19 protein-coding genes are annotated in these 23,120 nt (G+C 38.4%); 13 read left to right on the top strand and 6 right to left on the bottom strand.

The features are described from left to right. Nucleotides 1-13 precede the first annotated feature (13 nt). From FA727_RS08100 to FA727_RS08085, 4 genes are all read left to right on the top strand, one after another. Nucleotides 14-898, top strand: a complete 885-nt coding sequence (locus FA727_RS08100; protein ID WP_136830398.1) for a carbon-nitrogen hydrolase family protein — start codon at nt 14-16, stop codon at nt 896-898. Then, nucleotides 882-1,550 (top strand): GNAT family N-acetyltransferase, encoded by a 669-nt coding sequence (locus FA727_RS08095; RefSeq protein WP_136830397.1) that lies wholly within the window; start codon nt 882-884, stop codon nt 1,548-1,550. The genes FA727_RS08100 and FA727_RS08095 overlap by 17 nt, the downstream gene beginning before the upstream one ends. Before the next feature lie 403 nt (nt 1,551-1,953). Beyond that, nucleotides 1,954-3,069 (top strand): glutamate 5-kinase, encoded by a 1,116-nt coding sequence (gene proB, locus FA727_RS08090; protein WP_136830396.1) that lies wholly within the window; start codon nt 1,954-1,956, stop codon nt 3,067-3,069. Nucleotide 3,070: 1 nt separating this feature from the next. Next, a complete protein-coding gene (locus FA727_RS08085; RefSeq protein WP_136830395.1) occupies nt 3,071-4,318 on the top strand; it encodes a glutamate-5-semialdehyde dehydrogenase in 1,248 nt (415 codons plus the stop codon). A 424-nt stretch (nt 4,319-4,742) separates the two neighbouring features. Here the strand turns inward: FA727_RS08085 and FA727_RS08080 are convergent, their stop codons facing one another. Genes FA727_RS08080 through pxpB form a run of 4 tightly spaced genes read right to left on the bottom strand, consistent with a single transcriptional unit; the run spans nt 4,743 to nt 9,256 of the window. After that, complete coding sequence (locus FA727_RS08080) at nt 4,743-6,779, bottom strand: metallophosphoesterase family protein (RefSeq protein ID WP_136830394.1); 2,037 nt, start codon at nt 6,777-6,779, stop codon at nt 4,743-4,745. A gap of 43 nt (nt 6,780-6,822) precedes the next feature. Then, nucleotides 6,823-7,590 (bottom strand): LamB/YcsF family protein, encoded by a 768-nt coding sequence (locus FA727_RS08075; protein WP_136830393.1) that lies wholly within the window; start codon nt 7,588-7,590, stop codon nt 6,823-6,825. A gap of 11 nt (nt 7,591-7,601) precedes the next feature. Beyond that, nucleotides 7,602-8,573, bottom strand: a complete 972-nt coding sequence (locus tag FA727_RS08070; RefSeq protein WP_136830392.1) for a 5-oxoprolinase subunit C family protein — start codon at nt 8,571-8,573, stop codon at nt 7,602-7,604. Then, the gene (pxpB, locus tag FA727_RS08065; RefSeq protein WP_136830391.1) at nt 8,570-9,256 is read right to left on the bottom strand and encodes a 5-oxoprolinase subunit PxpB; all 687 of its coding nucleotides are present in this window, start codon (nt 9,254-9,256) and stop codon (nt 8,570-8,572) included. The genes FA727_RS08070 and pxpB overlap by 4 nt, the downstream gene beginning before the upstream one ends. Nucleotides 9,257-9,476: 220 nt before the next feature. Here pxpB and FA727_RS08060 point away from each other — a divergent pair, with 220 nt between their 5' ends. Continuing rightward, nucleotides 9,477-11,519, top strand: a complete 2,043-nt coding sequence (locus FA727_RS08060) for a peptidoglycan D,D-transpeptidase FtsI family protein (protein WP_136831043.1) — start codon at nt 9,477-9,479, stop codon at nt 11,517-11,519. 52 nt (nt 11,520-11,571) lie between these two features. Here the strand turns inward: FA727_RS08060 and FA727_RS08055 are convergent, their stop codons facing one another. Further along, nucleotides 11,572-11,760, bottom strand: coding sequence for an alpha/beta-type small acid-soluble spore protein (locus tag FA727_RS08055; protein ID WP_136830390.1), 189 nt, complete (start codon nt 11,758-11,760; stop codon nt 11,572-11,574). Between the two features lie 406 nt (nt 11,761-12,166). Here FA727_RS08055 and zupT point away from each other — a divergent pair, with 406 nt between their 5' ends. From zupT to FA727_RS08020, 7 genes are all read left to right on the top strand, one after another. After that, the gene (gene zupT / locus FA727_RS08050) at nt 12,167-12,976 is read left to right on the top strand and encodes a zinc transporter ZupT (RefSeq protein WP_136830389.1); all 810 of its coding nucleotides are present in this window, start codon (nt 12,167-12,169) and stop codon (nt 12,974-12,976) included. A 160-nt stretch (nt 12,977-13,136) separates the two neighbouring features. Further along, nucleotides 13,137-13,640, top strand: a complete 504-nt coding sequence (locus FA727_RS08045; protein WP_438646625.1) for a shikimate kinase — start codon at nt 13,137-13,139, stop codon at nt 13,638-13,640. After that, the gene (gene pssA / locus FA727_RS08040; protein WP_136830387.1) at nt 13,640-14,362 is read left to right on the top strand and encodes a CDP-diacylglycerol--serine O-phosphatidyltransferase; all 723 of its coding nucleotides are present in this window, start codon (nt 13,640-13,642) and stop codon (nt 14,360-14,362) included. Before FA727_RS08045 ends, pssA begins: the two co-directional genes overlap by 1 nt. Before the next feature lie 133 nt (nt 14,363-14,495). Then, on the top strand, nt 14,496-15,863 hold the full coding sequence (locus tag FA727_RS08035; protein ID WP_136830386.1) for an MATE family efflux transporter: 1,368 nt from the start codon (nt 14,496-14,498) through the stop codon (nt 15,861-15,863). 144 nt (nt 15,864-16,007) lie between these two features. Further along, on the top strand, nt 16,008-16,472 hold the full coding sequence (locus FA727_RS08030; protein WP_136830385.1) for a MarR family winged helix-turn-helix transcriptional regulator: 465 nt from the start codon (nt 16,008-16,010) through the stop codon (nt 16,470-16,472). Nucleotides 16,473-16,508: 36 nt separating this feature from the next. Continuing rightward, complete coding sequence (locus FA727_RS08025; RefSeq protein ID WP_136830384.1) at nt 16,509-19,640, top strand: MMPL family transporter; 3,132 nt, start codon at nt 16,509-16,511, stop codon at nt 19,638-19,640. A gap of 288 nt (nt 19,641-19,928) precedes the next feature. Next, a complete protein-coding gene (locus FA727_RS08020; protein WP_136830383.1) occupies nt 19,929-21,113 on the top strand; it encodes an aminotransferase-like domain-containing protein in 1,185 nt (394 codons plus the stop codon). A gap of 52 nt (nt 21,114-21,165) precedes the next feature. Here FA727_RS08020 and FA727_RS08015 read toward each other — a convergent pair whose 3' ends face one another. Continuing rightward, entirely contained in the window at nt 21,166-21,594 is a 429-nt protein-coding gene (locus FA727_RS08015) for a cell wall hydrolase (protein WP_136830382.1), read from the bottom strand. 194 nt (nt 21,595-21,788) lie between these two features. Here FA727_RS08015 and FA727_RS08010 point away from each other — a divergent pair, with 194 nt between their 5' ends. Then, nucleotides 21,789-23,105 (top strand): alkaline phosphatase family protein, encoded by a 1,317-nt coding sequence (locus FA727_RS08010; RefSeq protein ID WP_136830381.1) that lies wholly within the window; start codon nt 21,789-21,791, stop codon nt 23,103-23,105. The last annotated feature ends 15 nt before the right edge of the window (nt 23,106-23,120 follow it).

Genomic DNA, 23,120 nt, shown 5'->3' with positions numbered 1-23,120 from the left:
GGGGGAATACCTAATGAAGCTTCGTGTTTCTGCTGTTCAATACCATCTCCATACGATTGAATCCTTTGAAGAGTTTGCGAATCAATGTATTCATTATGTGAAAACAGCTCAGGAATTTGGTGCAGAATTTGTTTTATTTCCAGAATTTTTTACAACTCAGCTTCTTTCTATTGGGGATGAAAATGGTTCCCCTCTATCTATCAATGATTTACCAGGCTTTACTGAGCAATATCGAAACCTATTCATTGAACTAGCGCAAACAAACGATATCCATATCATTGGCGGAACGCATGTTTTAGAGCGAAATGGAAAGCTCTACAATGTAGCTCATCTTTTTTATCCAGATGGAAGAGTGGCTGAGCAAGCAAAGCTCCATATCACTCCAACAGAAGTGGAAGAATGGAATATGTCAGCTGGGGATTCCTTAAATGTGTTTGATACAGATAAGGGAAGAATTGCGATCCTTACTTGCTATGACATTGAGTTTCCTGAGATAGTTCGGATGGCAAAAGCAAAAGGTGCAGATGTGATTTTCTGTCCTTCATGTACAGATGATCGTCATGGCTTCCACCGTGTCCGTTATACAAGTCATGCAAGAACGATTGAAAATCAAGTCTATGTTGTGTTGACTGGTACAGTTGGTGCATTGCCGACCGTTGATTTTATGAGAGCCAATTTTGGGCAAGCAGCGGTACTCACGCCAAACGATATTCCCTTCCCGCCAAAAGGCATTATGGTCGAAGGTGAATTGAATAACGACATGATCGTTACGGCAGATTTAGATTTAGAATTATTGTATGAGGTTCGTGAAAGAGGGGCTGTTACCACTTGGCGTGATCGTCGTACAGACCTTTATGTTGACTGGGAAAAGGATGAAGTCAATGGCTTATCAAAGTGAGTTTTATGTATTTGATGACGGAAAGCCACTGCCAGCGGTTATTCGAAACTACAATACGAACGACTTTGATGAACTCATTCAAATTCAAGCGGAATGCTTTCCGCCACCATTTCCTTCAGAATTGTGGTGGAATAAAGAACAGTTAACGAATCATACGACTCTTTTTCCAGAGGGTGCGCTCTGTATGGAAATCGATGGAGAGTTAGCGGGGTCTTTGACAGGGTTATTAGTTCATTTTGATCCCAATCATCCACAGCATACTTGGGAGGATGTGACCGATAGCGGCTATATTCGTAATCATCAGCCTGATGGGAATACTCTCTATATTGTCGATATAAGTGTACGTCCGAAATATCGAAAGCTAGGGTTAGGGAAACTCATGATGCAGGCGATGTATCATCTTGTTATTCAAAAGGAACTCGACCGTTTACTTGGTGGAGGGAGAATGCCTGGATACCATAAATTTGCAGAGAGTTTGAGTGCTGAGCAATATGTGAATGAAGTTGTAAAAGGTGAGATAAAGGATCCGGTCATTACCTTCCTCATAAAATGCGGGAGAACGCCTCTGACAATTGTTGAAAACTATTTAGATGATGCTGAATCGCATAACTATGCTGTGCTAATGGAATGGAAGAATCCTTTTAAGAAATGAATGAACACCTATGGGTATATTATCCATAGGTGTTTTTAGTAGGTAAAATACTTTGTAGTTGCATTTACTTTTGATGAAAATAACTTGACATTCCATATCGATACTCGGCATAATATATAAAAAATTGAACGTGAATGAAGGACTAGTAAGCAACGGTGAAAGTGTTAGAGAGTGGAATTTATGAGCTGAAAGATTCCATCACAAGAAACCTGCCCAACCTACCTTCAGAGTCTTATGCAAACATAGGCGCGTGCTCAGCGTTATGAGTTAAGTGGAATGTTGCGACATTCAAGCAAGGTGGTACCACGGAGAGCTCAACCCTTTTCGTCCTTATTTTATAGGATGGAAAGGGTTTTTTTATGTTTCTGGAATCATGAATAAAACGATGGAGGAATTGGAATTCATGGATAAAAAGCGCATTGTTGTCAAAATTGGAAGTAGCTCTTTAACGAATTCAAAGGGTGAAATTGATAAAGCAAAGTTTATGGACCATATCCAAGCAATTGCAGCAGCAAGAAAAGCTGGACATGAACTCATCCTTGTTTCATCAGGAGCGGTGGCTGCTGGATTTTCAAAGCTTGGATATCCAAGTCGTCCTGTGACTTTAAAAGGTAAGCAGGCTGCTGCTGCTGTTGGTCAGAGCTTATTAATTCAGTCATATATGAAAGAGCTAAGTCCGTTTGGGATCCTTCCAGCTCAAATTCTTCTAACAAGAAATGATTTTTCAAAAAAAGAGCGCTATCGAAATGCTTATTCAACGCTTTCAGAGTTATTGGCAAGAGGGATTCTCCCAATTATCAATGAAAATGATACTGTATCTGTTGAAGAGCTCACCTTCGGAGACAATGATATGCTGTCTGCACTTGTAAGTGGAATGATCCATGCAGATCAACTAATCATTTTGACAGATATTAATGGTCTGTACGATCGAAATCCTCGAGAGAATCCTGACGCTAAAAGATTTGATTATTTAGACTCTATAACAGAAGCAATGCTGGGATTTGCGAAGGGTACTGGCTCAAATGTGGGCACTGGAGGTATGAAGTCGAAGCTAATAGCTACGCAAACGGCAAATTCTCTTGGGGTAAAAGTGTTTATTGGGTTAGGAAAAGGTGAAGATAAGCTACTCCGAATATTGGAAGGGAATGGGAACGGAACTTATATTGGGAGCAAGTTGTTAACCCCTGTAAAGAACAACAAACAATGGATATCACTTCATTCACCGGTAGCAGGGAAAATTTTTATCGATAATGGTGCCGAAAATGCCATTTTATCAAAAGGAAGCAGCTTGTTACCAGCAGGGATATATGGGGTAGATGGCGTATTTGATAAAGGAAATGTAGTGGAAGTGTACGGTAGGAATGGATTGCTCGGGAAAGGTGAAGTTCTCTATTCGTCAGAGGAAATTCGTAAGCTGATGGGAAAAAGAAAACCAGAGCTCGAAATAGAAAAAGTCTATTCATCAAATGAAGTAATTCACCGAGATCAGTGGGTTCAATTATTTGAGGGGAGAGATTGATATGAGTGAAGTTCTTTTAAAGGGACAGAAGGCCAAGAACGCGAGTTTAAGCCTGGTTGGCGTCACCACAGAAGAGAAGAATCAGGCTTTATTGAAAATTGCAGACGGATTGCTCATGGCTAAGTCCGTGATTATCGAAGAAAATGAAAAGGATCTACAGGCAGGAAGAGATCGTGGTTTATCTGAAAGTATTCTTGACCGTATTATGTTGAACGAAAAAAGAATCGAAGATATGGCTTCTGCGATTCAGCTTTTAGTTGAATTAAGGGATCCGATCGGGGACAATTTAGAAACGATAAAAAAAGAAAACGGACTCCATATCAAAAAAAATCGAGTTCCTATCGGGGTAGTAGGGATGATTTATGAAGCGAGACCGAATGTGACCGTAGATGCAGCTACATTATCGTTGAAAACAGGAAATGCTGTTATTTTGCGGGGGAGTTCTTCTGCTTACTACTCGAACAAAGCGCTAGTACAAACAATTCATGGAGCTCTATCAGAAACCAACCTTCCAGTCGATTCTGTCCAGTTAATCGAAGATACGAGCCGAGAAACAGCAAAAGAGCTGTTTACGTTAAATGACTATTTAGATGTATTGATTCCAAGAGGTGGAAAGAATCTCATCGATACCGTTGTGCGAGAATCGACGGTACCTGTTTTAGAAACTGGGGCTGGAAATTGTCATGTTTTCATTGATGAGACCGCTGAGTACAAGATGGCTGAGCGAATTGTTGTCAACGGAAAGACCCAACGTCCGTCAGTATGTAATGCAATTGAAACGGTATTGATTCATGAAAAATGGTTTCATCAATATGGAATTGAGCTTTTACAGGTCTTAAATAGTCGTGGGGTTGAGATTTATGGAGATGAACTGGTAGTGCAGGTGTTCAGAGAAGCGAAGCGGGCTACCGAAGAGGACTGGGCAACAGAATACTTGGCACTTAAGGTGAGCGTGAGGATTGTTTCTGATGTTCAGGAAGCTATTAAGCATATCAACACTTACGGAACGAATCATTCGGAAGCTATTGTTACTGAAAAAGTGGAGAATGCAAACCTTTTTATGATGAAGGTTGATGCTGCTGCAGTATATCATAATGCTTCTACTCGTTTTACCGATGGCTTTGAATTTGGCTACGGAGCAGAGATTGGGATTAGTACTCAGAAGCTTCATGCAAGAGGCCCAATGGGGTTAGAGGCATTAACTTCTAGTAAATACTTTGTTTATGGCAAAGGGCAAGTGCGGGAATAGGAAAGGAGCCCATTGTTCCTGAGAAGTTTGATTCTCTGTAGTGATGATTAATCGCAAGCAAAAAACGCTCACTTTGAGCGTTTTTTGTATTTTCATATATGATCTTCTTCAACTAACAGTTCGCGAATTTAAAGATCACTATTTAGGAGTTTTATGAATTTAATAACCTCATCATATTTTACCAGGGTCAATAGCTACTAACTTTCTATAAAGGTAGGTGTTGAATTTATTACATGGGAAAATAAGCGGAAAAAATCCTGCTAAATCAAGAAATTTACCTATTTCCCTATAAATAAACGGAATTTCTCCGATTGAGTAGCTACACACCTATAGAAAATCAAAAAACAACAATGAACATTGACAAAGCCTTTATTAAAATAGTTCCCTAGATATCTAGCGAACTATCTAAAGTAAAGTATACCTTTTATTTGAATCTCTGTTTCTGTACTTGTAAGTCCTTGAGTTGGAGAAGTTGTAGGCTCGCTTCATCTTGTTCCATCGAGAGTAAACCCAAATTGTTTTTTGTTTCTACAATCGAACCAGTTGGCAGAGCCAAGTAATGAATCATTTCCTTCCATAAGCAAGATGGATTGTTCCGAGAAAAGCGGTTTTCAAACATAACGTTAAAGTTAGAATCACAGAAACGCTGAAGTTCTTTCTTCCCGTTTAATAATATATTTAATCGATGAATTCCTTGTAAAAGGAAATTGGTTAAATTGGGGAAGCTATCATTCTTCATTGGACTACATGTAAATTGTTGGATTTTTCTTTTGTTCCCTTTTTGGAAGGAAACAACTGTTTCAACCGCTGATGCCATATGAGCATCTCCTGAGAGAATGATACATTGTTTAGGATTCCATTTTGAAATTTGTTCATGAAAGTCATGATAGCCTTTCCCGTTAAAGAACCAAAATTCCAAGTCAAACGCCGTTTTTACAGGGAGTTGGAACAACGTCAAAGGGGACACATATTGAAATAAAAATGACTCAATCAAGCGAATTCCATAGAATGGAGCCGGTGAAACTAGGATAAGAGGGGAACCACTTTTCCAACCACTGTTCTGTAACTGTGTGGAAATGATTTTCCATCCATCTTGGCCAATTAATTGGGGCCCTGATGTGAGTTCCTTTATTATCCTCCCAGTTGGAGTAGGTTTAGATGCAGGTTCAAATGAACGCATTGTACGCGTATCTAGGAATAATGCTTTTGGATGAGTGGGTGCTACAAAGGACCATTCTTGGAAGGTGAGTAGCTGTTCTTTCCAGGAATCATACGTAGTGGAATGAATTTGATAGGAATACATATAAGATTGGATGTTGTGCAGAAAACGGTTATCAAATTGATCGGGAGAATTTCCCCAACACTGAAAGGCCCAACAGGCAGCTAGTCCATTAGCAATTACATGCCGACCTAGAGGGGAATGTTCGACGTTCTTTTTCCACTCATAAGAAAGATTCCAATCATCGGTCACATCATGATCATCAAACATCATATAGGTTGGGATATTCGCTAATAATCTACGAACCTGCGGAAGCGTTCGTTGGAATTGTTGAAGATTTTTTAATTGCTCTTCATAATTTGTTTGATCCTCCAAAAAGTCTTTTTGAGTCACATCCACATACCCTTTTATGGCTAACTCCTCAAAGGTCATAATATCCTTTTCATTGGTGCTATTCCATAATACAGGATTCAAGCTTAACAAATACATGGCTGCGAACTCACCAAATGTGATGAGATGATTATGTGAATTCCTTGAGGTAAAATGGCAAAAATCCTTCATAATAGATTGCCGACTATGAACCTGTTTCAAAGCTTTCTGAAAACGAGGTTCCTTTAAGCGGCTCTCGAACATAGTTAAATCCTCTTCATATCCGATTAGTTCCTGAGCTAAATCAATAATGAAAGGGAAAATCGGATCGGCTACATCATCCGCATAAATTTGGTCACCGACTAAAAATAGGGCACCTGGACGTTCGCTCGTATCAAGATAAGTTTCCTTTAGTTTCAAGTCTCCGGCAGCAAGTGCATCTTCGCCTTTTCCATGTGGTTTTCGACATGACCCGAATAATTTCTTTTCATTTTTTGTCGCGATAAAAAAGGTGGGGTACTTTAACGGTGTGTAGGCTATAGAATCAGGATTATTTACATCTAGCAAACCGAGACTATTAAAATCAAATTTTTCATTTGAATTGGAAAAATGAAGATTATATCCTATTAGAGCTTCAACTGGGAAAGAGCCACTAATCTCAATTAGATAATGGAAAAGACGTTTGCCTAAATGAATACTTTGAATATTTGTAGTAACTTGTATAGATATATATTGGTAGTTACTTTCAAAGTTCTGTACCTCAAACATTTCCGCTCTAATATCATATTCTTCACTCGTCGCTACCCAAATATAGATTTTCGTAGGCTCAACTCTACGAATAATAGGTCCTGCTAAAAGCTTTGGTATTTTCATGGACATCACAGCTCCATAAATCGAGTTGTGATAGTATATTCATCTATTGGGATTCATGTGTAAGAGACTGAATAGTAATCCCGGCATTGCTTAATCCTTCTGAAATGGTTTTGGCAAACTGAACAGCGTGTGCGCCATCACCATGAAGACAAATGGTATCTGCTTGTATGGGAATTACACTTCCATCAACAACTATTTTTCTTTCGAGAACCATGTGAGTGACTTGCTTTAAAGCAGTGCGATCATCATGAATAAGAGAATTCTTCTTACTTCTTGGAGTTAAAGTACCATCGCTTTGATAGGTCCGATCGGCAAAAGCCTCGTTCGCAGTTCGTAAACCAATTTTTTTCCCAGCTTTTATGAGCTCACTCTCAGCTAAACCAAATAAGATTAGCTTAGGATTTACTTTATAAACAGCTTCTGCAATTCCTTCAGAAAGTTCAGGGCTCTTAGCAGCCATATTATAAAGAGCACCGTGCGGTTTTACATGCTGCATTACGCCACCTTCTGCTTGGACAAAAGCGTTGAGCGCACCAATTTGATAGATTACAAGATCATAAGCTTCTTGTGGAGAGATGTTCATTTCTCTTCTTCCAAAACCATTTAGATCAGGCAATCCAGGATGTGCTCCAATCGCGATGCCTTTTTCGAGAGCAAGCTGTACCGTTTTTCTCATTGTATGAGGGTCTCCAGCATGAAATCCACAGGCAATATTGATACTTGTCGCGTAGTTCATTAATTCTTCGTCATACCCAAGCGTGTATCGGCCAAAACTCTCTCCCATATCACAATTTAAATCTATAACATGCATATGAATTACTCCTATCTAAATTTGAGTTCAATCGCTCGCTTAATGGTTGCTATGTATTTTTCGGTTTTCCTAAAAAGGACTTGTGCTTCTTCAAGTGTAATCATTTGAAAACGAACTTGGTCCATAGGTTTCATTTGCGCAAGGAGCGGTAAATCTATGGAGATAACTTGAGCGATCTTTGGGTATCCTCCCGTTGTTTGTCGGTCTGCTAAAAGAATAATCGGGGAACCATCGGGTGTTACTTGGATAGTACCAATCGTTACAGCCGCAGAAAGCATTTCCGTATGCTCTTTTTGCATCAACTTCGGTCCACTTAAACGATAGCCCATTCTGTCCGCTTCTGCTGTAATAGTGAAGGGTTCATTGATTAGAAGGCTTTTACTTGCATCTGTGAATAAATCAAACTCACGCCCTTGTAGCAAACGAACGATGGGGTGTATCGTTTTTAGAAAGGGTACGAACCAATTTTCAGACGCCTTGGTATGTACATATTCTCGTATCTTTTTAGACAGCTCATTTAAGTAGCCAATTGTGAGCTGGTCTCCTGACTGTAGAACACGTCCCATCACCCCTCCCAATTGTCCTCTCACATAAGTGGAGGCACTTCCCATTACAAATGGGGTGACTATACCACCAGAAACTGCCAAATAAGCACGAGCGCCATTTTTACATTTTCCGAATTGCAGTGTACTATCTTTTTTAACAAAAATAGGACGACCCATTGAGACCGGCAAACCATCTATTGATGGGGATAAGTCTCCCCCACATATCGCAATAAGGCTGTCTTTATGAAACTGAATAGAGGGACCCACTATTGTCATTTCGATGACAGGTGTATTTTCCTCATTCCCAACTAATAGATTGGCAATCCGAAAAGAAAGAGAATCCATTGCCCCACTAACGACTACACCATACTTTTGATAGCCATATCTGCCTAAATCCTGAATCGTTGAAAAAAGGCCCGGTTTAATAATCGTCATCATGATCGCGTTTGCTCCATTTCTTTGTATTGCTCCAGGCTGATTGGAGTAAAGCGGACCCTATCTCCAGCTCTTAATAAACTTGGCACTTCGTTACTAGGTAGAAAAAGATCTACAGGTGTCCGACCGATTATTTGCCAACCACCAGGCGTTTCAATTGGATAGATTCCCGTTTGCATTCCAGCAATCCCAACTGAGCGTGCAGGGATTTTCAGTCTCGGAGTTTCCTTTCGTGGTGCAGCGATTTTTTCGGACATTCCACCTAGATAAGGAAAGCCAGGAGCAAAACCAATCATGTAGACGATATATTCACGTGAGGTATGAATATGGATAACTTCATCTATAGTTAAATTATTTATTTTTGCCACATTAATAAGATCTGGTCCAAACTCTCCACCGTAGCAGACAGGTATTTCAATTATTCTATATTTCTCACGTTCGTCCCAGCTTATATTTGAAAGCAGGTGAGATAATTCCTGACATACCTCTTCGTAAAAAAGAACGGTCGGATTGTAAAAGACGGTTACAGTTGTGAAAGCAGGGGTAAATTCAATTATCCAATCGGGAGGATATTCTTCTAAATATTTTGAAACGAGCTGAACATGCTTGTGGATGGTTGGATTAATGATTTTCCCTAACTCCAAAATCACGGCTTGATCTCCTAAAGGATAAAATTGTAAATCCATGTTAGAACCCCTTTATATCTTTGTAAAAATTATTATATTATGAAATTGAGAATTTTCATATTTTTTAAGAAAAAAAAGAAACTTTTTCCAGATATATATGGTCTAATAGTAATAGAGCATTTCGTTTGGAAAGGGGAAGTGAAGCGTGCAGCGAGACAAGAAAAAGAAGAAAACACATGTGCCTTTTCGTGTAAATATTATATTTTTTGCAGTTTTCCTAATGTTTTCCTTGCTTGTCTTAAGATTAGGGATTGTGCAAATTGTGCACGGTGAGGATTATAAAAGGGAGATTGAAAAAACAGAGGACATCATTATTAGTCATTCGGTTCCCCGCGGAAGAATGTTTGATCGGAATGCCAATGTCATTGTAGACAATACACCTAAAAATGCCATTACATATACTAATTATGGGGCTAGTCAAAAGGAAATGTTTGAAGTTGCCGAAAGACTTGCTCAATTAATAGAGCTTCAGCCAAACAAGGTTCAAGAGAGAGATAAGCAGGATTATTGGATAAAAGAAAACCCTAAACTTGCCAAAGCGAAGGTTAGTAAAGAAGAAAGAGATCAGCTTGGTGATAAGCTTGAGGGAAAAGAATTAGATAAAGAAATCTATGATTTAACACTTGAACGCATAACTAAAGAGGAGCTTCAGGAATTAACAGAAGAAGATTTAGAGATATTAGCTATTTATGTAGCTTTTAATAGCGGCTATGCGCTGACTCCGCAAATTGTCAAAAATGAAGGCGTTACTGATGAAGAGTTTGCATCGGTCAGTGAAAATCTTCAATATATGCCAGGAGTAGATACAACCACCGATTGGGACAGAAAATATGCCTTTGGCAACACACTCCAAACGATTCTTGGCAACGTAACGGATACGAATGAGGGGATTCCAAAAGAAAAGCTTGATTACTATTTGGCGAGAGATTATAACCGTAATGATCGAGTAGGAACAAGCTATTTAGAAGCGCAGTATGAGGATGTTCTTCATGGCCAAAAAGCGAAAGAAAAAAATGTCACCGATAAAGCAGGAAATATTGTGAGCACCGAAGTTGTTTCAGAAGGTCAAAGAGGAAAGGATCTTGTCTTAACGATTGACATGGAACTTCAGCTTGCAGTGGAGGAAATTATCGAGAAACATTTACTAGACGCTAAAAAGATTCCTAATACAGGCTTTTTAGACCGAGCATTTGCTGTTCTTATGGATCCGCGTACTGGGGAAGTGTTGACGATGGCGGGGAAGCAATATGCACGTAACGAAAAGACAGGACAAATGGAAATGAGAGATTTTGCTGCAGGAACGATCAATACTTCCTATAATGTAGGGTCCTCTGTAAAAGGTGCCACGATTTTAACGGGATTTCAAACGGGGGCGATCACACCAAACACCTATTTCCTTGATCGACCGTTGAAAATTAAGGATACACCATTAAAAGGTTCTTATAGTAATAATCTTGGTACCTTAAATCCGGTTGGCGCACTTCGTCTATCATCGAACGTCTACATGTTTGAGACAGCGATTCGAATAGGTGGGGGAAGATATGAATACGACAAGCCATTGAATCTTAATCTTAAAGCGTATGATACGTTTAGAGATTCTTTTAGTCAATTTGGATTAGGAACCAGAACAGGAATTGATTTACCAAGCGAGCAGATTGGTTTTAAAGGAGAGTCATCTAAACCAGGTTTTATACTCGATTTATCTATTGGTCAATATGATACGTATACACCAATGCAGCTTGCTCAATATGCATCGACCATTGCTAATGGTGGAAATCGAATTCAAGCTCATTTAGTTAAAGAGATTCGCGAACCAATTATGGAAAATGAAAAATTAGGACCAGTGTTCGAAGAAATTCAACCGAAAATATTAAATCGTCTAGATTTAGATCCAGGTTGGATGGAAACTGTGCAGAAAGGTTTTCGAGAAGTCGTAACATCCGGTACTGCAAGAAGTGCTTTTACCAATATGACAATTGATTATCTGCCAGCAGGAAAGACAGGGACAGCTCAAGCATTTTACGATGGACCAGAACGGAAAAATTACGATGCGCCGCCTTCTGTCATTAACCTAAGTTTTGTTGGCTATGCACCATATAACAATCCGGAGGTAGCAATAGCTGTCATTGTTCCGTATGCATACACTGGAAGTAGTGGATACCCTTCTACAAACTTGAAAATTAGTAGGGATTCGCTAGATGCGTATTTTAACTTGAAAAAGAGAAGAGAAGATGAGAAGCTCACAGAAATCAATTCTAATTAAATAATTTAACCTGTATAAACTTTGAGGAGACCCATTCGGGCCTCCTCTTTCGTTATTGATTATTTTGCAATTGTTGCTGACCAAGTCGGACAAGGCGTTTTGTCATTTCTCCTCCAACTGATCCATTCGCACGCGCGGTCGTATCTGCACCAAGCTGCACTCCAAACTCGTTGGCGATTTCTTCCTTCATTTGGTTAAGAACATTTTCAGAACCAGGAACCAATAGTTTGTTTCTTGCCATGATACACCACTCCCTAGCATGGATTGAGCAATTGCTAGGTCGCTCATCTTTTTTTCAGAGCAATCACAAAGCAATTGCTCATCATTAATTTGCCCAAAAGCAGAAATATTATTTTTAGATTTTGACCATAAGGTAAGTGAATTAATTGGAGAAAGGATGCCTAGAACAACTCTTTTTCGCATGTTTTCTTAAGATATAACTTAAAATATTCGTAAGTGTATACTTTTCTGTTGTAAGTCAAGTTTCCTATAAGTTAAAATGTTTACTAAAGTAAACTTTTTTATGTGAATCCATAGTTAAAGTGTGATAATGGGGATTGTGATAAATTTTCGGAAGATAGTTCGGTAGGTCTTTCGGTTTATATGTTTTACTGTGCAATAGTCACCAAAGGAGGAGAAACTAAAACATGGTTGATAATCTATTGCTGGCATTTGGTCTTACATTAATGGCTGGCCTCGCTACGGGAATTGGGAGCATCTTAGCTTTTTTTACAAAAACGACAAACACTAAATTCTTATCCTTAGCCCTTGGTTTTTCTGCAGGTGTCATGATTTACGTATCTATGATTGAGATTTTTGTAAAAGCCAAGGTCGCATTAGTAGGGGCATTGGATGAAACATTAGGAAATTGGGCAACAATTGGTGGCTTCTTTGGTGGGATGCTTCTAATTGCTTTAATCGATAAATTCATTCCGAAGCAAGGAAATCCACATGAACTGAAGAAAGTCGAGGACATGAATGCTTCAAGTAAAGCGGTCCAAGATTCTACCCTTTTGAAAATGGGGACATTTACTGCATTGGCCATTGCTATTCATAACTTTCCCGAAGGGATTGCTACATTCACTTCAGCTTTGCAGGACCCAGCATTAGGAATACCGATAGCGATAGCGATAGCAATTCACAACATTCCAGAGGGGATTGCAGTTTCTGTACCAATCTATTTTGCAACAGGAGATAAGAAGAAAGCTTTTAAGCTTTCATTTTTATCAGGTCTGGCAGAGCCAATCGGGGCAATTGTCGCATATTTCCTTTTGATGCCGTTTTTGAATGATATCATATTTGGAATTATCTTTTCTGGTGTAGCTGGAATCATGGTCTTTATTTCTCTTGATGAATTACTCCCTGCTGCGAAGAAATATGATGAAGCTCATATTTCCATTTATGGACTGATTGCTGGGATGGTTGTCATGGCTGTAAGTTTGTTGCTTGTAATATAGGGAACAACAAAACATTCGCTGAATGGCGGATGTTTTTTGTATTGTTTTAGCATTCAAAGAGGTATAAAATGAGTTGTAAACGACTCTAGGTGAGGAGTGTAAACAATTGAAAGATAGAGAAATCCCTCTTAGAGAAAAGAGTATTGTCTTCATTGGCTTCATGGGTGTAGGTAAAACGACAATTGGGAGAAGAGTCGCGAAAAAACTCTATCGTGACTTTTATGATACAGATGTAGAAATTGAAAAAGAATTTGGCATGCCTGTGACGAAAATTTTCGAGACAGTAGGAGAAGAAACTTTTCGTAAAAAAGAGAAAGAAATGATTATTCGTTTATGCAAACAAAGGTTGAATATCATTTCGCTTGGTGGAGGAGCCTTTTTACAAAAGGAAATTAAAGATGTTTGTTTGAAAAACTGCCTTGTTTTTTTCTTAGACTTATCATGGGAGTCATGGAAGGAACGAATTAGTCTTATTATTGATAGTCGGCCAGTGATTCAGGGGCGTACATTAGAGGAAATCGAAGACTTATTTTATCAAAGGCAGGAAGTCTATTCCGTTCATCATTCAAGAGTATCTTTAGATTATCTGGAAATTGAAGAAACAGCCGATTACATTGCTGAATCAATAAAACTAGCCTGGGAATTATATGAACCACAAAAGTAATGGAAAGGAGTGGTCTTTTTTTGCGACTTAGAATAATTAAATCAATTCCTAATATGTTCACACTTGGGAATCTTTATTGTGGCTTTTTATCGATCGGATTTGCCGCAAATGGCGAATACAATAATGCTGCTATCCTGATTTTAATTGGGATGATGCTTGATAGTATGGATGGTCGACTGGCAAGGATGCTAAAAGCTGATAGCACATTAGGAAAAGAATTAGATTCGTTAGCCGATATTGTCTCATTCGGTGTCGCTCCGTCTTTTCTCGTGTATTATACATATTTTTATCAATTTGAACTTATTGGCTTAGTTGTTGCTGGATTGTTTCCGTTGTTTGGAGCTTATAGACTAGCCCGTTTTAATATTAGCTCTGATAAATCTTCGTTGAATTATTTTATAGGGGTACCAATTACCGCGGCAGGAGGTATCCTAGCCCTATTAACGTTATTTGGTGGGGAATTTCCAGATATTATTACGACGGTCGTTTATACGGCGCTTTGCTTTCTAATGATTAGCAGGATCAGAATCCCAAGTTTAAAAGAAGTACCTCTACCGAAATACGGAACGATTGTGACGGTGTTTATTGGCTGTTTACTTGTGGTGATTTATCGTGGCACGTACGTTAAGTTTCCATATCTCATTTATATAGCTGCTCCACTGTATGTCGCTTATGTAGCCTATCGATTTGTTAAAGGTAGAAATAAAAAGCATACAGACTGAGGATAGACCAGATCTCTAGCGATAAAGAGGTCTGGTTTTTTGTGCAATAAAAGGTGAAAAAATAAGGTAATATTTTCAAAGATCAACTATAATGGGGATTGGTTTTAATTTTGTTTCGTTCAAGGAGAATTATATGGATCAAACGTTTACTTATAGAGAAAAAATAAAACAAATCTTCGTATTGCTTATCCCCATCCTAATTACTCAACTTGGGATGTTTTCGATGGTCTTTTTTAACACCATCATGTCAGGGAAGTATAGCCCCTATGATTTAGCGGGTGTGGCGATTGGTACTTCTATTTGGAACCCTGTTTTTACTGGATTAAGCGGAATTTTGCTAGCAGTGTCGCCGATTGTGGCTCAACGTTATGGAGAGAGAAATACAAAGGAAATCTCCGTTACATTGACGCACGGGATTTATTTAGCAATGATAATTGCTGTAACAGTTTTAATTATAGGCTTCTTTTTGTTAAAGCCATTATTAGGATTGATGAATTTAGATGCTAATGTAGAGTCTGTTGCCCATGATTATCTTATCGGCTTAAGTATTGGAATTATTCCTCTGTTTGTCTTTAATACGTTAAGATCGTTCATATATGGACTAGGAAAGACCCGTATAGTCATGTACATTCTTTTATTGGCATTGCCACTTAATTTATTTCTTAACTATGTGTTGATTTATGGGAAATGGGTTTTTCCAGAGCTTGGTGGTGTCGGAGGAGGATATGCTTCTGCGATTACGTATTGGTTTATTTTAGCAATGACAGTACTTGTGATTGTCATGCAAGAGCCATTTAATCAATATGTGAAATTATCAAGCTTCAAAATGTTTAAATGGAGTAAGTGTAACGAAATATTAAAAATCGGAGTTCCAATGGGGTTGTCGATCTTCTTTGAAACGAGCATGTTTGCAATTGTAACCATTTTAATTAGCCAATATGATGTCATAACGATTGCTGCTTATCAAACGGCACTGAATATTGTTTCGTTCTTGTACATGATACCTTTAAGTATTTCCACAGCACTTACTGTTTTGGTTGGCTATGAAGTAGGGGCAAAAAGAAATAAGGATGCAAAAATATATAGTTTTTTAGGTATTGGGTTGGCTATCCTCATTGCATTTATCACTGGAATCCTTGTCATTACGTTCCGATATGACGTGGCTGGATTATATTCGAATGAAGCGGCAGTCATTAAACTAACCGGGCATTTTCTCATCTATGCTTTATTCTTTCAAATGTCGGACGCGCTTCAAGCCACGACTCAGGCTGCATTAAGAGGGTATAAAGATGTGAATATTGCCTTCATCATGACATTAATCGCTTATTGGCTAATTTGTTTACCTTTGGGATATGCATTAGCTCATTTTACAAACCTTGAAGCTAGCGGATATTGGATTGGTCTTTCGATTGGTCTTTTTGTGGCAGGGATTGCGTTAACCACTCGATTACTTCAAGTGCAAAAACGGAAATTTGGAGTAATACAGGAAAAAGTAAGTTAATAGTATTTTGGAAAACAAGGAGCGAGACTGTTTCTTGTTTTTTTATTGACTTGAAATCAAACTCGAATTATATTAGTGATGGAGATAGTTAAACTATTTAACAATTAAAGTGTGAAATTATTTAACAGCGAGGTGATAAATAAAATGTCTAAGGAAAATATTCAGTCAATCGTCGATAGGTATATTGATGTATCCTTCTCGGTAACGAAAAAAGAAGAAGCACTGATGACGAAAGAGTTGGGGAGTGAAATTACTCAAGACCAACATTATATTTTACGGTATATTTACCGCGTCGGATCGTGTACGTCGACAGAGCTTGCTGAAGCATTTGAAGTGAAGAAGAGTGCTATTACTGCGATTATCAATCGTCTTTGGGAAAAGGGTTTTATTAAACGAACTCGAGATGAAAAAGACCGCAGAGTGGTGTACCTAACTTTAACGGAACAAGGGGAAGAATTTTTTCAGAGGATAGAGGAAAAGATTAATTGTCTGATAGAAAAGTTAATTTCTAAATTTGAACCTTCAGAAATGGAACAGTTCATTAAAACGTATGAAAAGCTTAATCAAATGTTAATTGAAATTAAAGACAATCAAATCGACCATTTGTAGAATGTTCTCAAACAAATTTTACTGGAGGAAGGTAACGTGAATTTTATCATTAGAAGAAAGTGGTTCGTTCTTGTTGCTTGGATTGCAGTTGCGGTAGTCTTGTTCTTAACGGCACCAAATATGGGAGAGCTGGTTCGAGAAAAAGGACAGATTAAAGTTCCTGATGAATATTCTTCTGCTCTTGCTGGAGAAATCTTGAAGGATGTTCAAAGTCAAGAGGGTGGGGAAAATGAAACTACCGTTGCTTTAGTGTTTCATAATCCTGATGAACTAACCTCTGAGGACAAAAAGGAAGCAGAAAAAGCGATTCGAATTCTTGAGGAGCATGAGGATGAGCTGGGGATTACGAGTATCCTCACTCATTTTAATGACGATGTTCTTAAGGAACAGCTAGTTTCCGAGGATGGTAAAGCGATTCTGGCGTCTGTAAATTTGAAATGGGAAGACCGTGAACCGAAGGAATTAAAAGATGCATTGTACTCAACCTTAGAAGATGTAAAAGTTGATTATTATTTCACGAGTGAATGGTTAGTAAACGAAGATTTAATGAATAGCTCTCAGGAAGGCGTTAAAAAGACTGAAGGGATTACAGTCGCATTTATTATAGTAGTGTTGCTACTTGTATTTAGATCCTTCATAGCGCCGTTCATTCCATTGATTACTGTTGGGTTTTCGTATGTAGCATCCCAATCGATTGTTTCCTTTTTAGTGGATCAGTTCAACTTCCCGATATCGACCTATACTCAGATATTTTTAGTAGCGATTTTGTTTGGGATCGGAACTGATTATTGTATTCTCTTACTTAGCCGTTTTAAAGAAGAGCTGACGCAAAAAGAAACAGTAGCAGAAGCCATTCTAGAAACATATCGAAATGCTGGCCGAACGGTTTTATTTAGCGGGCTTGCCGTAATGATTGGATTTGCTGCAATTGGATTTTCACAATTCATTCTTTATCAATCAGCTGCAGCAGTTGCAGTAGGAGTTGCTGTATTACTTATTGCATTGTTTACTATTGTTCCATTTTTTATGGCAGTATTAGGTCAAAAGCTATTCTGGCCATCAAAAAGTAAAGCTGAGCATGGTGATAGTAAGCTTTGGGCAATGGCTGGTAAGTTCTCACTTTCACGACCATTTGTTTCTTTACTCGTTGTGGCAGCTATTTGTGTACCGTTCTTAATTAGCTATGACGGAGAGTTATCATATGATTCTATGGAAGAAATCAGCGGTGATGTTGGTTCTTTGCAAGCTTTCAACGCGATTGCGGATAGCTTTAGCCCAGGTGAAGCAATGCCAACACAAGTTGTTGTAAAAAATGATGAAAAGATGGACTCAGTTGAATACATCGCACTAGTTGATCAGATTACAAAGGAATTAGAAAAAGTTGACTATGTTCAAACCGTTCGTTCTGTAACCATGCCTGTAGGTGAGCCAATTGAAGAATTTCTTGTGGCAAAACAAGCGCAAACCTTGGGAGATGGACTTGGAGAAGGGAAAGAGGGTTTAACGAAAATTAGTAATGGGTTGCAGGAAGCAAGCGATGAATTATCAAAATCTGCCCCTGAACTAAATAAAGCAACAGATGGAATCAATGAATTAATTACTGGAACAGGTAAGCTTCAAAATGGATTAACAGAGATTCAAACGAATTTAGCAAAAATCGAAACTGGCATTCGTCAAGGGTCTGCAGGTTCTACGGAGATAAGTAATGGTTTGAAACAGGCTAAAGCTGGGGCAGAGCAATTACTTGACACGTATCGTTCAGAACTATTATCCAATTATGATTTAATGGGGAAAAATCTTTCTGTATTAAGTGGTGGCTATCAGCAAGTTGGTACAGGGATTGCTGGTTTATCAGATGCTGCAGGGCAATTGTTTAGCCATTTAGATAGCAACTACCCAGCGCTTGCAGTGGATCAACAATATCAAGTATTGAAGGACACGATAGATACAATACTTCATGGCATTCCGAACCAACAACCAGGTTTAATTGATTCTATCAATCAACTAAACTCTGGAGTTGCAGGAATTAATGATGGTATGAAGCAGGCGAATGCAGGCTTTGATTTAGCCTTGCAAAAAGGAAAGAGCGAACTTGGTACGGGTCTTCAGCAACTGATTGAAGGAATTGAAGCTCAACAAGCAGGTCTTAATCAGTTAGCCGACGGACAAGGAATGATTGTAGACAATATTCCACAGCTGACGAATGGAATTGCTGGTGTCAATGATGGACAAAAGCAGCTTCTTGATGGATTCGGGCAAATTGGAGGTCAATTAACCCAATTAACAGATGGCCTTGAACAAAGTGCAGATGGTCTAAACCAAGTTTCAGATGGATTACAATCTGCCCAAGATTATCTTTCTGGTTTATCTGATGCAGGAGAGATGAGCGGTTTATATCTACCAGCTGAAGTGTTAGAAAGTGAAGACTTTACACAAGTGCTTGATACGTATATGTCAGAAGACCGCAAAGTGATGACATTTGATGTTATTTTTGAGGAAAGTCCCTATTCCAATGAAGCTATCGCACAAGTAGAAAGCATCAAAGAGGCAGTTAATCGCGCGACGAAGGATACGAAATTAGAAAATGCAGTTGTTGCTGTTGGTGGTATCACAAGCACAAATGCTGATCTAGATACTGTTTCTGGAAAGGACTATACAAGAACAGTTGTCTATATGCTAATTGGAATATCGATCATTTTAGTATTTTTATTCCGTTCATTGATTATGCCTCTATATATTATTGGGTCACTCATTTTAACATTTTTTACCTCGATGGCCATTAATGAAGTCATCTTTGTCAACATTTTAGGTCATGCAGGCATTAGCTGGGCGGTACCATTCTTTGCTTTCGTTATACTAGTGGCCTTAGGTGTCGACTACAGTATTTTCTTAATGGATAGATTCAATGAATACAAGAATTTAACTGTTTCACAAGCGATGTTTATGGCAATGAAAAAAATGGGGACGGTTATCATTTCAGCTGCTGTAATCTTAGGAGGAACGTTTGCGGCTATGATGCCATCTGGAATGCTGTCGTTATTAGAAATCGCTTCGATCACGATAGTTGGTTTACTCCTCTATGCTTTTGTCGTCTTACCATTATTTATCCCAGTAATGGTGAAAAACTTTGGAGAAGCAAACTGGTGGCCGTTTAAGCGAGAAAATTAATATGTTGAGGCTCTATCATAATCTGTAAACAGGTCATAATAGAGCCTCTTAATCTATTTTGCTATAAAGTGTGGGAGGGTTGATCGATAGAATGTTTCTAACATTTTTTCAAAAACATCTTGATACCTTTCATGGCGATAGTATATGATTAGATACAAATATCAAAAATACAGATAATTAAAAATTATTTATAAAATTAGTGCTTGGTTTATAAGGATATTTTCTTAAAATAGTTTTTTGAGAATGTCCGTTCATTACATAATCTTTACGAAAAAGGAAGGGACTTACGTGAAGTATTCATTCTCAGAGCAAACAAAACATTATTCATCATCAGCTGTAAGAGATATTCTAAATGTTATTCAACAAGGAAATGTCATTTCGTTTGCAGGTGGACTACCATCTGATGACTTTTTTCCAATCGAGGCTGTTCAAAATGCTTATGAAAAAGTGTTTGCTTCTGGAAAATCAGCCATGCAGTATGGGTTAACAGAAGGGTTCAAACCACTAAGGGAAGCTTTACAAGAAGTGATGAAACGTAAAGGAATTCATTCAACCGTTGAGACGACTCTATTAACAACAGGTTCTCAGCAGGTGATTGACTTGTTTTCAAGAGTCATGCTTTCAGAGGGTGATGTCGTATTAACCGAAGATCCTACTTATCTAGCAGCCTTACAGGTTTTCCGATCTTATGGAGCAAAAGTTGTTTCTGTAAATAGTGATGAAGATGGAATGGTACCTGAAGATCTGGAGTTAAAAATAAGAAAGTACCAACCGAAATTTATTTATATCGTCCCAACCTTCTCGAATCCAGTTGGTAAGATATGGAGTACCCAAAGACGACAAAAGCTAGTTGAGCTTTGCTATCAATATAATGTTCTTACATTAGAAGATGATCCATATGGGGAATTAAGGTTTTCAGATGAAGTGTATCCACCGGTTGCTTCATTTGATGTTAATCGAACTCATGTGTTATATACGAGTACTTTTTCAAAGACAGTTGTCCCTGCTTTACGATCAGGTTGGGTATCAGGCCCTCCTGAAGTGATTGCGATGATTGCGCAAGGTAAGCAAATGACAGATTTACATTCAAGTTCTATAGATCAACAAGCTCTTTATTACATTATGAGAGATTTTGATTTGGAGAGTCATGTCCAAACTTTGCGAGAAGAGTATTATCGTAGAATGATCGTTATGCGTGATTGTTTAAGTCAATTGGATCTTGGCTTGTTTAAGTGGCAGGAACCTAAAGGCGGTATGTTCATGTGGATTGAGGGTGAAGAAAGCCTTGATGTTACGAAGCTCCTGAATACAGCCGTGAAAAAGGGAGTTGCTTACGTACCTGGAGCACCTTTCTATGTAGACGAACCAAAGCTTAATACATTCCGCTTAAATTTTAGTCACTCTACTCCTGAGAACATTAAATTAGGAATGGACCGGTTAGTCTCGGTATTACTAAATCAAGTAACGGTATAAAGAATAGTAAAGAGTCAGTGAGTTTGTATACTGACTCTTTTTCTTTTGTTTTCTAAAAAGTATTATAAATATTCGCACATGTTTCTGATGTTGGTTCATAGAAACAATGAAGCTTAAATCGTCCGACATGTGGTTGATTATACCATTCGGCTGGACAATCCCCAGGTGGTCTGAAATACCATAAGCTAAATTTTGCTGGCCATATCCTTTCTCCTGCAATGGCTCGCCGTGCTAATTTTCGTTCAACCTCTCTTGCTGGCTGATAAAAATATCCTTTTAATGTTGCTTCGAATGCGTGCTCCTGGTATACCATCTGGTTCATCGTGCGAATCCCTTCGAAATCTGAACAATTTGCCCTTATTCGATTGATCGCAACATTTCCTACCATAAGCATCCCTTGTTGTCCTTCACCCTCGGCCTCAGCTCTAAGCAAACGCGCCAATAAATCTATATCTGCACTTGTCGCTTTTACGACTCCCATACTTTCACCTCCGGAAATCTTATACCATTTCATCTTATTCTCAAATTGTTTGATGTTTCCAATTCGAGATTAGTTAGCAAATGACAATTCTGCTAGAAAATTAAGAATAAATTTACAATAATTTATATCTTATTCACAATTGAACATAGTACAATGGTATTAATCGTCAAATAAGATTTTGCAGGAGGAGGATTATGACAGCGTTCACAAAAAATATGATTGTCATTTCCTTTGATTGTTTAGCAGCCATAGATTATTCACTCATCGAGACCCTACCAAACTTTCAAAGAGTTTTCGAAAATGGTTCTTTTTGTAAAAGGGTAAGGACTATATATCCATCCCTGACTTATCCATGTCATTCCACTATTGTAACGGGGAAGTATCCAAAAAATCATGGAGTTGTAAACAATACGTTGATCCAACCCGGTTCTGCTTCACCTGACTGGAACTGGTATAGAAGTGCGATCGAAGGTACGACACTTTATGATGAAGCTTATAAAGCAAATTTGTCTAATGCAGCCTTACTATGGCCGGTCACAGCAAAAGCAAAATCCATTCAATATAATCTACCGGAAATTTTTGCAAACCGGCCATGGCAAAATCAAATTGTCGTTTCCTTATTAAATGGCACAGCCAGCTATCAATGGGAGTTAAACAAGCTTTATGGGTATATTAGAAATGGCTTAAGTCAGCCAGAACTAGACGATTTTGTTCTTGAATCAACAGTGCATACGATTTTAAAGAAAAAGCCTAATCTACTGCTTGTCCATTTTACCGATCTTGATACGATGCGTCATGATTACGGTGTCCATTCACAAGAGGCTATTGATGCCATTCATCGTCATGATAAGAGATTAGGTCGAATATTAGATGCTCTTGAGGAAAGTGGTCAATTTTCTGAAACAACGATCATCATCTTAGGAGATCATGCTGCTTTAGACGAGAATAAAGCAGTGAATCTAAATGTCCATTTTAGCGATCAAAAATTGCTCACTGTAAATTCAAAAGGAAAAATATTAGATTGGAAGGCTTATTGTAAGGGCTGTGATGGTTCTGCCTACATCTATTTAAAAGATCAAGAGAATGGAGCTATCAAAGATAAAGTAGAAGGTATTCTTAAAAACTTAATGGCCGATCCGAACAATGGCATTGAAAAAATCATAACTGGGAAGGAAGCTGGTAAATTAGGGGCCGACCCGAACTGTGCGTTCATGATTGAAGCAGCATATGGATTTTATTTTATTGAGGATCATCTCGGAGAATTTATAAAAGAGGTGACTGAAGAAAATAGGTTAAGCAATCCGAAATTTTTACGTGCGTGTCATGGTTATTCACCTGACAAAGAGGATTATCAAACGTTTTTTCTGGCTTCAGGGAAAGGGATTCAATCAAGGCAAGAAGTACCTTCAATGGGGCTTATTGATATAGGTCCGACCTTAGCAAAACTGCTGGGTCTTGATTTAGGGGAGACTGACGGCCAGGTTATTGAACAATTTTTAGTATCTGTTTAAGGGGGATTAAATTGG

The organism is Robertmurraya kyonggiensis, from assembly GCF_005116465.1.
Lineage (GTDB): Bacteria > Bacillota > Bacilli > Bacillales > Cytobacillaceae > Robertmurraya > Robertmurraya kyonggiensis.
This window is presented reverse-complemented; position numbering and strand designations above follow the sequence as displayed.

Excerpts from the sequence above, each read along its gene's own strand:
- FA727_RS08035 (WP_136830386.1), top strand. The coding sequence starts at position 14,496 with ATGGATCAAACGTTTACTTATAGAGAAAAAATAAAACAAATCTTCGTA.
- pssA (WP_136830387.1), top strand. The coding sequence starts at position 13,640 with ATGGAAAGGAGTGGTCTTTTTTTGCGACTTAGAATAATTAAATCAATT.
- pxpB (WP_136830391.1), bottom strand. The coding sequence starts at position 9,256 with ATGGATTTACAATTTTATCCTTTAGGAGATCAAGCCGTGATTTTGGAG.
- FA727_RS08095 (WP_136830397.1), top strand. The coding sequence starts at position 882 with ATGGCTTATCAAAGTGAGTTTTATGTATTTGATGACGGAAAGCCACTG.
- FA727_RS08015 (WP_136830382.1), bottom strand. The coding sequence starts at position 21,594 with ATGGGAGTCGTAAAAGCGACAAGTGCAGATATAGATTTATTGGCGCGT.
- FA727_RS08085 (WP_136830395.1), top strand. The coding sequence starts at position 3,071 with ATGAGTGAAGTTCTTTTAAAGGGACAGAAGGCCAAGAACGCGAGTTTA.
- zupT (WP_136830389.1), top strand. The coding sequence starts at position 12,167 with ATGGTTGATAATCTATTGCTGGCATTTGGTCTTACATTAATGGCTGGC.
- proB (WP_136830396.1), top strand. The coding sequence starts at position 1,954 with ATGGATAAAAAGCGCATTGTTGTCAAAATTGGAAGTAGCTCTTTAACG.
- FA727_RS08045 (WP_438646625.1), top strand. The coding sequence starts at position 13,137 with ATGGGTGTAGGTAAAACGACAATTGGGAGAAGAGTCGCGAAAAAACTC.
- FA727_RS08075 (WP_136830393.1), bottom strand. The coding sequence starts at position 7,590 with ATGCATGTTATAGATTTAAATTGTGATATGGGAGAGAGTTTTGGCCGA.
- FA727_RS08010 (WP_136830381.1), top strand. The coding sequence starts at position 21,789 with ATGACAGCGTTCACAAAAAATATGATTGTCATTTCCTTTGATTGTTTA.
- FA727_RS08030 (WP_136830385.1), top strand. The coding sequence starts at position 16,008 with ATGTCTAAGGAAAATATTCAGTCAATCGTCGATAGGTATATTGATGTA.
- FA727_RS08055 (WP_136830390.1), bottom strand. The coding sequence starts at position 11,760 with ATGGCAAGAAACAAACTATTGGTTCCTGGTTCTGAAAATGTTCTTAAC.
- FA727_RS08060 (WP_136831043.1), top strand. The coding sequence starts at position 9,477 with ATGTTTTCCTTGCTTGTCTTAAGATTAGGGATTGTGCAAATTGTGCAC.
- FA727_RS08070 (WP_136830392.1), bottom strand. The coding sequence starts at position 8,573 with ATGATGACGATTATTAAACCGGGCCTTTTTTCAACGATTCAGGATTTA.
- FA727_RS08100 (WP_136830398.1), top strand. The coding sequence starts at position 14 with ATGAAGCTTCGTGTTTCTGCTGTTCAATACCATCTCCATACGATTGAA.
- FA727_RS08080 (WP_136830394.1), bottom strand. The coding sequence starts at position 6,779 with ATGAAAATACCAAAGCTTTTAGCAGGACCTATTATTCGTAGAGTTGAG.